Raw genomic sequence first — 9,888 nt, 5'->3', positions numbered from 1 at the left:
CGCCGAGGGCTGCCGGCAGCGTCCAGCCGAGCGGTCCGGCCTGGCCGCAATTGATCCAGTTGCGCGGCTTGTAGACATGCAGGAACTGCGCGCCGGCGATCTGCGACAGGCCGATGGTGGTGACATAGGTCGTGTCGCGGCCAAAGGCCTTGTTCATCTCCTCATAGACGCGCTGCGGCTTCAGCGGCACCTGCTCGAAATGCGTCTTGCGCTTCATCGTCTTCTTGCGCTGCTGGCATTCCTTGGCCCAGCCCGACCAGTCCCGCAGCCTGCCGGCCGTGCGCCATTCGGTGGCGACGTCGAGCAGGATCTTCAGCGCGGCACCTGCATCCGCGACGAGGCCGAGATCCGGCGCGAAGACGCGGCCGATCTGCGTCGGCTCGATGTCGACATGGATGAATTTCTTGCCCTTGGTGTAGACGTCGACCGAGCCGGTGTGACGGTTGGCCCAGCGGTTGCCGATGCCGAAGACGAAGTCTGACGCCAGCATCGTCGCGTTACCGTAGCGGTGCGACGTCTGCAGGCCGCACATGCCGGCCATCAGCCGATGGTCGTCGGGGATCGCGCCCCAGCCCATCAGCGTCGGGATGACCGGCACGCCGGTGACTTCGGCGAACTCGATCAAGAGGTCGGATGCATCGGCATTGATGATGCCGCCGCCGGCGACGATCAGCGGCTTTTCCGCTTCGTTGAGCATCGAAAGCGCCTTCTCGGCCTGGGCGCGTGTCATCGCCGGCTTGAAGGGCGCGAGCGGCTCATGGGCGTCGATGTCGAACTCGATCTCGGCAAGCTGGACGTCGAGCGGCAGGTCGACCAGCACCGGCCCGGGGCGCGAGGAGCGCATCAGGTGGAACGCCTTCTGCAGCGCCATCGGCACCAGGTAAGGTTCCATGACGGTGACCGCCCATTTGGCGACGGGCGCGGCGATCGAAGCAATGTCGACGGCCTGGAAATCCTCCTTGTTCAGCCGGGCGCGCGGCGCCTGCCCAGTGATGCAGAGGATCGGGATGGAGTCCGCCGAGGCCGAGTAGAGGCCGGTGATCATGTCGGTGCCGGCCGGACCGGACGTGCCGATGCAGAGGCCGATATTGCCGGGCTTAGCGCGCGTATAGCCTTCGGCCATATGCGAGGCGCCCTCGACATGGCGGGCAAGCACATGGCGGATGGTGCCGCGCGCCTTCAGCGCCGAATAGAGCGGGTTGATCGCCGCGCCCGGCACGCCGAAGGCATTGGTGATGCCTTCCTTTTCGAGAACGAGAACCGCCGCGTCGACAGCGCGCATCCTGGCCATTGCAAGCCTCCATTTCGTTGGTTGGCTTGATAGTGACAGCGCGCGTTCGATTTTTCAATTTTTTCAGAATATTTTTTCATTTCTAGCAAACGGCGTTTACCCGTTGAATTCACGTCATTTTCGGTTTTCCAGAAATTCACCCTGCCAGAACGATGAAAAACTTTTTCATTGCACCTCGCGCGAATTCAGCGAGAATGCCGCCTATGGAAACGACGGAAAAACGCCAGCGCGGCCGGCCGCGCGCCTTCAATGGTCCATCCGAAGCGGCGTCGGTGCAGTCGCTCGACCGGGCGCTGCGCATCCTCGCTATCGTCGCCGAGGCCAGCGGCCTGTCGCTCAGCGAAATCGCCGCGCAAAGCGGCATTGCCGCCTCCACCGCCTATCGTATGCTGACGACCCTGGAAAACCACGGCATGGTCGAGTTCGATACGACCGACCAGCTCTGGTCGGTCGGCGTCGAGACCTATCGCATGGGGGCCGCCTTCCTGCGGCGGCGCAAGCTGGTCGACCGCGCCCGCATCGTCATGCAGGAGCTGATGGAGAAGACCGGCGAGACCGCCAATCTGGGGGTCGCCGAGGATGATTGCGTCGTCTTCGTCAGCCAGGTCGAGACGCATCAGGCGATCCGCGCCTTCTTCCGGCCGGGCACACGCAGCCCCTTCCATGCTTCCGGCATCGGGAAGGCAGTGCTGGCGCATCTCGAGCCGGAACGGGTAGCCGCGATCCTGCGCAAGGCAGGCCTGCAGCGCTACACCGACAAGACGCTTTCCGACATCTCGGCCCTCGCCCACGATCTCGCCACCATCAAGCATCGCGGCTGGTCCGTGGACGACGAGGAACGCCACCCGGGCATGCGCTGCGTGGCCGCGGCCATCTTCAACGAATATGGCGAGCCGATCGGCGGCATTTCGGTGTCCGGCCCGACGGTGCGGGTCACGCCCGAGCGGCTGGCCGAAATCGGCCCGCTGGTGCACGACGCCGCGGTCGAGGTGACGAAGATGATCGGGGGCGTGAAAGCGTATTAGGACACGCCCGGCAAGGCGCTCTTGGCCGATATGTCGAAGAAATCGAGCAGGATGGCCAACCCGACGCCGCAGGCCGCCAGGATAAGGCCGGCGATAAATATCCGACTGGCGCGGTCATGAACGCTTCGCTGCAGGGATTTGATGTCGAGCAGGATGGCGAGCGCCCGGATCTGCAGCGCAATGCCGACCAGGATCGGCAGGACGGCGACCAGGTGGTAGGTCTGCCATGGGATCGGGTTGGCCGCCCAATGCGTGATGAAGCCTAGCGAGAACGCAAGCAGGATGCCGACGATGGTGATGGTGCCGTTGCGGAAAACTGGTTCGACCCGTTCTTCCTTGGGATCCTGCTGGTCCATGCCACCCTCCCCTCGATTGGCGCCAAAGCCAGACTAAACGCTTGCAAAATCGCTGTACATCGCTGGATGCCTGGCAGGATCCGACCGGGCATAGGCCGGACCACCGGCTTGACCATCTTGCCGGGGCGTCGGGATGCGTGCGAAAGGGCACGCATGCGGAAAACAGTCGTCCTTCTATCCGCCGCTTCGCTTTGCGGATGCGTGGCGGCGGCACCGGCGCCGGTCGAACCCATCGGCAATCCCAGCGGCAACCCGCTGGTCGATCCTGTTCCGATCTCGCTGGCGATGGAGGAGATCGTCACCGCCGGCGTCCGCCAGCACCTGAAGAACCCGCTCGCCGCCAAGTTCCGAACGATGCTCGCCGGAGAACGCAGTTTGAACGGCCGCCACGAAATCGTGGTGTGCGGCTATGTCGACGACAAGGGTTCTTCGGGCGGCAACGAGCCTTTCATCGGCAAGATCTATCCCGATGCCGGAAACAGTTTCGAACTCGTCGCGATAAATGACGCCTCAGTCAGCGGCGCCTGCAAGGCGGCCGGACTGGCGATGCCGGAGCTGAAGCCCAATTCCTAAATCGGTCGGGGCGGGAAAGCTGTTCGCTTAACCAAGCCAGTTAGGCTGGTGGCACTGCACAGGGATTTTGAAAGCTGCCGTTTGTCGACGGGCACGATTTTCACCGTTCCTTTCCGGGAAATCAGCGCAAACGCCAAGGATTGGCCGAAGCCTTCCAACCTCGTCATCCCTGGGCGGAGCAGCCGCGAAGCGGCGTCGCGGAGACCCTGGAATCCATTCCGTGACCGTGGTTAAGAGTGCAGCGGAGCAGAATTCTGCACCGCGGCAGCGCTCATGCATCACGGAATGGATCCTCGGGTCTGCGCGCGTCGCTTCGCTCCTTGCTCCGCCCGTGGATGACGACTGAGTGGCGTTTCGGCCAATCTCCAAGGCATGCGCAACATAAACATAGCCGACCAGTCAAAATCCCTGTGCTGGGAACTGGTGTCTAACGCTCGAACGCAAGAAAAGGGGCCGCGTGCAGCCCCTCTTTCCTGGCCCGCCTTCTCTTACAGATGGCAATAGTGCGGGTAACCGTCGTAGCCGATATAGGTGTTCGTATCCGGGTCATAGCTGCCGTAGCGGGCCATGCAGCGGCGAACATGCCAGGAACCTTCATAGCCGCCTTCCTCGACATAGACGGTGCGGGGCTGCTGCTGGGCGAGCAGGCTGCCGAGCACGAAGCCGCCGACGCCGGCGGCGATGCCGATGCCGAGCTCGCGGCGGTGATGATGGCCGTGGGCGGCCGAAGGCTGGACGGTGCCGACGAGCGAGCCGGCGGCGACGGTGGTGGCGATGAGGCCGGAAACGATGGTGCGCTTGAACATGACGATCTCCTGGTTTCGTTGGAGAGGCGAACCATCCGCCTCTTGATCGTCTGTCGCCGTGGCATCGAGAAAGGTTCGAAGATTTTTTGAGATTTTTTCCAAGGGAGTAGCGAATAGCGCGTAGGCAATAGCGAATAGCGACCAGAACTGAGGTCCTCTATTCGCTATTCGCTATTCGCTCACCTCATCCCATCCCCGTGACATGCCTCAGCCAGAAGGCGAGCACGATGAAGCCGACGAAAGTGGCGACGCCGGTCCAGTCGATATTGGCCTTTCTTCAGATCGCTGACGACCTTCACCAGGAGAAGCCAGGTCACGACTATGAGCGGCAGGATGATGACGAATCTGATCATGCGGCACCCCGTTCGATGCGATTGCGCCTGAACAGGATGTAGGAAGCGGTGCGCCACTTTTCAGCAGGTCGGCAAAGCCACAGCCTCCACCAGCAAGCCAAAACTGAGTTTTGTCTTTACTGGCGCACGAAATGTGCTACCGGAGCGCCGTGCCCTTGTAGCTCAGCTGGTAGAGCAGCGGTTTTGTAAACCGAAGGTCGCGGGTTCGATCCCTGCCGGGGGCACCAGAAGTTTCACAACTCAGCCTGACTTCTTGATACCTCGCCCCCTGACGCGCACGTGCTTAACGGGGCCGATCTCTCGCATCTCTCCCGATGATGAAGGCCGGACCCACTTTACGGACCCGTTGTGCGGTCGCTTTCAGATATAGGCAAGCCGCCTCGCAGGTCGGTTACATACTTTATCAGCTGTCGTTTTTCGTCATGCAGCGCAGGAAGGCTCTTTAGGAAGAAACTTTCAGGCGTCCCATACCGCGCTTCGTCTTGCTCTTTAGAAAGGATGATCCATTCGACAGTTTCGAGGGCGGCCAACGCGTATCCCAGCCGACTGTTAAGTTTTGGCAGAACTGAGAAGTCGCAACTTCTTACCCTAATCCACCTGCTTCCAATTAGCTCGTAAACCCTGCCATCGCCATTTTTCTGAAGAGCAGGACTATGATCTAACCAACCCTCTTTCTGATATTGCCGACGCATCGGTTGGGCTAGAATCTTGGCAGAAGGAATGCGACAAAAACGGGTTCCAAAGCCCGGGGCGAAAATTCCCGCACCGGGAATGTACGTGGCCGAACCGTTCTGATTCATGCTTTTCCCGAGTCCGAAAGCTGTTGATAACAAAAAGGTACTGCTGGAATACACGATAACTAGGTCTTTCACACGGAGCGTGATTGCTGACGGCGTTGTCAGAAAACCATCGTTGAGACAATCCCACAGGTCAAGTGGAGGCCTACCATCTGATATCCTGTAAATTATTGCTAGTCGATCAAATGCTCCCACACGTTTGTTGGGAAACGATATATCGCCATAGCCAAGTCGAATATTGTGACCACGCAACGCGGTCGCCATATGTGCAGAAGCGGATTTTATCTTGTCCAGCCAATCGAAGGCCGCGTCAAGTTGGGTCCACGTCAATCTCCCGCCATCAACCATGGCTTTCACAGCCGTGATCGATGGGTCCTCTATCTTCCGCGCAAACAACCTGTTGCATTCTTTGTGGGAATTTAAGCTAAGCTGACGCCAAGTCGGTTGAATGGTCTCAGACACTCGGAAAGCTGAAGCTTTCCTTTCGCCCACATCGCCAGCATATTTGTGCAGCCATTGCGGAAGTGGATGCTCCAGCGACGCTTCTTCCCCCGCGATCACCCCACCGCAAAGGACACAAGTCGTAATAAATGTGTTTTGGATGCCTGCGCTGTCAGCAATCTCAAGCCGACCGCCAGCCTGGAAACGGCGGGGTATAAATGGCAGGTTCTCACCCGCTGGTCGAGCGACCTCGACCAGCGGCGTAACATCTATCACCCCGTCTCCGCCCGCACTCATGCCACGTTCATAGCGCGTTTAAGCAGCATTGCTAGCTTGCATTTACCGCCAGTAAGCCTCTGGAAGTGGACACGTACCCGGAGATTAGCCAATCCAATTGAGATATTTTTGGCGCGCTTCTGGAGACCGATGGCAGAATTTTCTGTCCGGTTGGAATACGAAGGATGGTTCGGGTTGCGGTATAACAAAGACCCCGTTCAGATTTTGAGGATCGCGGACACCGATAGCTTCACAGATCGCGGACACCGATAGCTTCACAGGTGGAATGTGGGGTAAGATAAAAGAATGACATTGACGGCATCACAGCTAAGCCAAAATTTCCATTCGAATGGGGATCTCCAGGCCCTTCGCAGCATAGTCGTACGGCGAGCTCACACCCCAATCGCCGCCACCAGCACCCGGTTCTGCCTTCGTATCGCCGCCCTCAGCTCCGGTATCCTCGCCTCGTCGCGCTTCACGAACTCGATGAACATCATGTTCATGTTGTTGAAGATCAGCTCGCCCACCGCCGAGCCGTCGATGTCGGCGCGCACAAGGCCGATCTGCTGCAGGCGGGCGATCAGCGCGCTGATCTGCCGGGTCAGCTCGCGGTCGAGCGCGGTGTAGGTCTGGCCGAAGAGGCTGTCGGGCAGTTGCGTCGAAATCGCCATCGCCTGGCGCCACATCTCCTTGCTGAGGTAATTCAGCGAGTGCTCGATATAGATGCCGATCAGCGTGTCGAGCGCGTCGCCGACATTGGCGGGCGGGCTGGCGACCACGCCTCGCCCGGCATTCAGCACCTCGTTGACCTCCATGGAAACGATGGCGCCGAGGATGTCCCCCTTGTTCTGGTAGTAATTATAGATCGTGCCGATCGAGACCTCGGCTTGTGCGGCGATCGCCTCGATCTTGGCGCCTTCATAGCCGGCCTCGCGAAACAGCGCGGTGGCCGCATCGATGATGCGGCGGTGCCTGTCCGCCTTCTGCCGTTCGCGCAATCCGCTCATATCGGCCTCTTTGCCACAAAATCATAATTGACTCAATTTTAGAATTGGTTCAACTTTTCTTCCAACAAGCCAGCAAGGCAGGGAGAACACTCGATGACCGTCAACGCCCGCAATCCGCTTTCCACCCTCAAGTCCCATCTCGCAGCCGCTTGCGCGGTCGCCGCGCTGCTTCTTGCAGCCGGTGGCGCTGAGGCCGCCGATCTCAATGCGCTGATCTGGTGCGACCATTCCGATCCGGCGCTGCTCGAGCCCTTCGAGAAGGCAAACGACGTCAAGGTCAACGTAAAGGAGTTCGAAGGCACCGGAGCGGGGCTGGCCATCGTCGACCAGTCGCAACCCGGCGACTGGGACGTGATGGTGATCGATTCCATCGACGTGCCGCGCGGCGTCGAAAAAGGCCTGTTCGAGCCGCTGCCCGAGGATAAATTGCCCTTCGCCGACCTCTTCCCGGAAGTGAAGATGGACAAGTCGACCATCGTCGACGGCAAGCGCTACGGCATCACCGAAAAGTTCGGCTACAACACGATCGGCTTCAACAAGACCAAGGTCGACCCGGCCGACATGCAGTCGCTGGCCTCGCTCACCAGCGACAAATACAAGGGCAAGGTCGCGATCTACGATTACTACCTGCCGGTGATCGGCATGGCGGCTTTGGCGATCGGCAAGAAGACCGCCGATCTCACCGAGGCCGACCTGCCAGCGCTGAAGGCCGAGCTCCTCAAGATGAAGGCCAATGCCAAGCTGGTCGGCGAGGTCACCGCCAGCCAGACCGCATTGGCCACCGGCGAGGTGGACGTTCTTGTCGGCGGCGGCGAGTGGGTCACGGCCGGCCTTGCCAAGGAAAATCCGGCGCTCGACTTCTCGATCCCGAAGGAAGGTGCTGTGCTCTGGTCGCAGTCGCTCGCCATGTTCAAGGATTCCAAGAACAAGGACATGGCGCTGAAATTCATCCAGTACATCATGAGCCCTGAGGGCCAGGCGCGGCTTGCCACCTCGTCCTGCTACTGGGGCATGCCGGCGAACACCAAGGCGGCGCTGACCGACGAGCAGAAGAAGATCCTGCGCTTCGACGAGCAACCTGGCTTCCTCGCCCGCGCCCAGGCCTATCCGGCGCCGAACGCCGACCTCGACAAGAAGATGCAGGACATGTGGACCGAGATGCTGCAGGCGCAGTAAATCGGCCGATGAGTGTTTCTGGAAGCAACTCGCGTGCCCTGCCCTGGGCGCTGGTCACGCCGGCGCTGGCGTGGACGCTGCTGTTCTTCGTGCTGCCCTTCATCGCCATGGGGTTTTCCAGCCTCACCGCGCATGAAGGCGGCGGCTTCACCTTGGCCAATTACAGCCAGTTCTTCACCGATCCGTCCTATTGGCGGTCGATGGTGAACTCACTGGAGGTCACGGCTATCGTCACCGTGATCTCGATCCTGCTCGCCTATCCCTTCGCCTGGATCCTCGCCGAAATGGTCCCGCAACGCTGGCAACGGCTGGCGCTGATGCTTGCCGTGCTGCCGTTCTGGACCTCCTATGTCGTGCGCTCCTATTCCTGGCTGCTGGTGCTGGCGCAGAACGGCGTCATCAACCGGGCGCTGACCGGCATGGGCCTCATCGCCGAGCCGCTGCAGCTCGCCAACACGCGTTTCGCCACCGTCACCGGCTTCGTGCATTTCTTCGTCATGCTGTTGACGCTGACGATCTTCGCCAATCTGAAGCAGCTCAGCCCGAGCTACCGCAGGGCGGCCGCCGATCTCGGCGCCGGGCCGGTGCGGACCTTCCTGCATGTCGTGCTGCCGCTGACCCTGCCCGGCATCATGGTCGGCGCCTTCCTTACCTTCGTGCTCTGCATCGGCGACTACATCACGCCGCAGATTCTTGGCGGCAACAACGAGCTGGTCATGCCGCAGCTGGTCATGATGCAGATCGGCCGGCGCGGCGATTTCCCGCTGGCCTCCGCGCTGTCGATCATCCTGATGGCTGTCGTCACCATCGCCTATCTCGCCTGCGCGCGCTGGCTGAAGATCGAGCGGGCCTGACGATGCGCGCCGCCGTCCGCTTCGCCGCCTGGCTCTACGCCGTCGCCGTCTATGGCTTCATCTTCCTGCCGGTGGTGGTGCTGGTGCTGTTCTCGCTGCAGGCCACCTCCTTCCCTATACCGCCTTTCACCGGCCCGTCGCTGCGCTGGTACCAGGCGGTGCTTTCAGACGCGAGGCTCACCTCAGCGCTGGTCAATTCACTGCTGGTGGCGGTGCTGTCCTCGCTCGCATCGGTCACGCTCGGATTTCTGTCCGCCTGGGGTTTCGCGCGCTTCGTCCTGCCGGGCTCGGCCTTGCTGCGCGGGCTGATCACGCTGCCGCTCACCGTCAGCTATCTCATCATCGGCATGGGCCTGCTGGTGCTGTTCAACTGGGCCGGTGTGCCGAAATCGCTGCTTGCGGCCGGCATCGGCCATGTGGTGATCAACCTGCCGCTCTGCTTCGCCATCATCTACAGCCAGATGGGCGACCACCAGATCAACATCGAGCGCGCCGCGCGCGACCTCGGCGCCGCCGAATGGAAGGTGCTGCTCCTGATCACCGTGCCGGTGATGGCGCCGGCGATCTTCGCCGGCTTCTTCCTGTCGATGACATTTTCCTGGGACGAGTTCGTCATCTCCTTCCTGCTCACCCGCTTCGAGACGACGCTGCCGGTGGAAATCTGGAACCTGCTGCGTTCCGGCCTCAATCCCAAGACCAATGCCGTCGGCTCGCTGGTCTTTGCCGTCTCCATCGTGCTGGTGGTGTTTTTCGAACTGACGCTGTTGCGGAGAAAGCCGGCATGAGCGCGCCCCTTGTCGACATCCGCAACGTCTCGCACCGCTTCGGCCAGTTGCCGGTGCTGAAGAACGTCTCGCTGGCGATCGACCCCGGCAGCTACACGATCCTGCTTGGGCCGTCGGGTTCCGGCAAGACGACGCTGCTGTCGATCCT

12 protein-coding genes and 1 tRNA gene are annotated in these 9,888 nt (G+C 60.9%); 8 read left to right on the top strand and 5 right to left on the bottom strand.

The genetic code is table 11. The annotated features are described in order from the left end of the window. Positions 1-1,291 (bottom strand): glyoxylate carboligase (gcl, locus tag EOA24_RS16045; protein WP_127409905.1); only part of this gene is annotated, 1,291 nt, incomplete at its 3' end. A 203-nt stretch (positions 1,292-1,494) separates the two neighbouring features. Between gcl and bhcR the strand changes: the two genes are divergently transcribed. Further along, positions 1,495-2,316 carry an HTH-type transcriptional regulator BhcR gene (gene bhcR, locus EOA24_RS16040; RefSeq protein WP_126082820.1) on the top strand — a complete coding sequence of 274 codons (822 nt, stop codon included), beginning with the start codon at positions 1,495-1,497 and terminating at the stop codon, positions 2,314-2,316. On the opposite strand, the gene EOA24_RS16035 is transcribed toward bhcR, so the two are convergent. After that, complete coding sequence (locus EOA24_RS16035) at positions 2,313-2,672, bottom strand: hypothetical protein (protein WP_126082821.1); 360 nt, start codon at positions 2,670-2,672, stop codon at positions 2,313-2,315. The two genes, bhcR and EOA24_RS16035, sit on opposite strands and share 4 nt — an antisense overlap. A gap of 153 nt (positions 2,673-2,825) precedes the next feature. Here EOA24_RS16035 and EOA24_RS16030 point away from each other — a divergent pair, with 153 nt between their 5' ends. Further along, positions 2,826-3,245 carry a hypothetical protein gene (locus tag EOA24_RS16030; RefSeq protein WP_126082822.1) on the top strand — a complete coding sequence of 140 codons (420 nt, stop codon included), beginning with the start codon at positions 2,826-2,828 and terminating at the stop codon, positions 3,243-3,245. A 488-nt stretch (positions 3,246-3,733) separates the two neighbouring features. On the opposite strand, the gene EOA24_RS16025 is transcribed toward EOA24_RS16030, so the two are convergent. Continuing rightward, complete coding sequence (locus EOA24_RS16025; protein ID WP_126082823.1) at positions 3,734-4,051, bottom strand: BA14K family protein; 318 nt, start codon at positions 4,049-4,051, stop codon at positions 3,734-3,736. Between the two features lie 227 nt (positions 4,052-4,278). On the opposite strand from EOA24_RS16025, the gene EOA24_RS41600 reads away from it, so the two are divergent. Both EOA24_RS41600 and EOA24_RS16015 read left to right on the top strand, forming a co-directional pair. Continuing rightward, the gene (locus tag EOA24_RS41600; RefSeq protein WP_189353961.1) at positions 4,279-4,446 is read left to right on the top strand and encodes a hypothetical protein; all 168 of its coding nucleotides are present in this window, start codon (positions 4,279-4,281) and stop codon (positions 4,444-4,446) included. A gap of 109 nt (positions 4,447-4,555) precedes the next feature. Further along, positions 4,556-4,631: transfer RNA gene (locus tag EOA24_RS16015), tRNA-Thr, on the top strand. 108 nt (positions 4,632-4,739) lie between these two features. On the opposite strand, the gene EOA24_RS16010 is transcribed toward EOA24_RS16015, so the two are convergent. Both EOA24_RS16010 and EOA24_RS16005 read right to left on the bottom strand, forming a co-directional pair. Then, positions 4,740-5,918: a hypothetical protein gene (locus EOA24_RS16010; protein ID WP_127257012.1), complete on the bottom strand. Its 1,179-nt coding sequence runs from the start codon at positions 5,916-5,918 to the stop codon at positions 4,740-4,742. Between the two features lie 392 nt (positions 5,919-6,310). Next, positions 6,311-6,925: a TetR/AcrR family transcriptional regulator gene (locus tag EOA24_RS16005; RefSeq protein ID WP_126082825.1), complete on the bottom strand. Its 615-nt coding sequence runs from the start codon at positions 6,923-6,925 to the stop codon at positions 6,311-6,313. Positions 6,926-7,018: 93 nt separating this feature from the next. Here EOA24_RS16005 and EOA24_RS16000 point away from each other — a divergent pair, with 93 nt between their 5' ends. The 4 genes from EOA24_RS16000 to EOA24_RS15985 form a co-directional block, all read left to right on the top strand. Next, complete coding sequence (locus EOA24_RS16000; protein WP_126082826.1) at positions 7,019-8,101, top strand: spermidine/putrescine ABC transporter substrate-binding protein; 1,083 nt, start codon at positions 7,019-7,021, stop codon at positions 8,099-8,101. A gap of 8 nt (positions 8,102-8,109) precedes the next feature. Beyond that, positions 8,110-8,955 carry an ABC transporter permease gene (locus tag EOA24_RS15995; protein WP_126082827.1) on the top strand — a complete coding sequence of 282 codons (846 nt, stop codon included), beginning with the start codon at positions 8,110-8,112 and terminating at the stop codon, positions 8,953-8,955. 2 nt (positions 8,956-8,957) lie between these two features. Further along, the gene (locus EOA24_RS15990; protein WP_126082828.1) at positions 8,958-9,740 is read left to right on the top strand and encodes an ABC transporter permease; all 783 of its coding nucleotides are present in this window, start codon (positions 8,958-8,960) and stop codon (positions 9,738-9,740) included. Then, on the top strand, positions 9,737-9,888 hold a 152-nt coding region (locus tag EOA24_RS15985; RefSeq protein WP_127409904.1), incomplete at its 3' end, for an ATP-binding cassette domain-containing protein. The genes EOA24_RS15990 and EOA24_RS15985, both read left to right, overlap by 4 nt.

Source organism: Mesorhizobium sp. M2A.F.Ca.ET.039.01.1.1 (genome assembly GCF_003998035.1).
Lineage (GTDB): Bacteria > Pseudomonadota > Alphaproteobacteria > Rhizobiales > Rhizobiaceae > Mesorhizobium.
Note: the sequence above shows the minus strand (reverse complement) of the source record. Positions and strands in the feature narration are given on the sequence as shown.

Bases quoted from the DNA above. Each gene is read 5' to 3' on its own strand.
- bhcR (WP_126082820.1), top strand. From the start codon at position 1,495: ATGGAAACGACGGAAAAACGCCAGCGCGGCCGGCCGCGCGCCTTCAAT.
- EOA24_RS16035 (WP_126082821.1), bottom strand. From the start codon at position 2,672: ATGGACCAGCAGGATCCCAAGGAAGAACGGGTCGAACCAGTTTTCCGC.
- EOA24_RS16030 (WP_126082822.1), top strand. From the start codon at position 2,826: ATGCGGAAAACAGTCGTCCTTCTATCCGCCGCTTCGCTTTGCGGATGC.
- EOA24_RS16025 (WP_126082823.1), bottom strand. From the start codon at position 4,051: ATGTTCAAGCGCACCATCGTTTCCGGCCTCATCGCCACCACCGTCGCC.
- EOA24_RS41600 (WP_189353961.1), top strand. From the start codon at position 4,279: ATGAAGCCGACGAAAGTGGCGACGCCGGTCCAGTCGATATTGGCCTTT.
- EOA24_RS16005 (WP_126082825.1), bottom strand. From the start codon at position 6,925: ATGAGCGGATTGCGCGAACGGCAGAAGGCGGACAGGCACCGCCGCATC.
- EOA24_RS16000 (WP_126082826.1), top strand. From the start codon at position 7,019: ATGACCGTCAACGCCCGCAATCCGCTTTCCACCCTCAAGTCCCATCTC.
- EOA24_RS15995 (WP_126082827.1), top strand. From the start codon at position 8,110: ATGAGTGTTTCTGGAAGCAACTCGCGTGCCCTGCCCTGGGCGCTGGTC.
- EOA24_RS15990 (WP_126082828.1), top strand. From the start codon at position 8,958: ATGCGCGCCGCCGTCCGCTTCGCCGCCTGGCTCTACGCCGTCGCCGTC.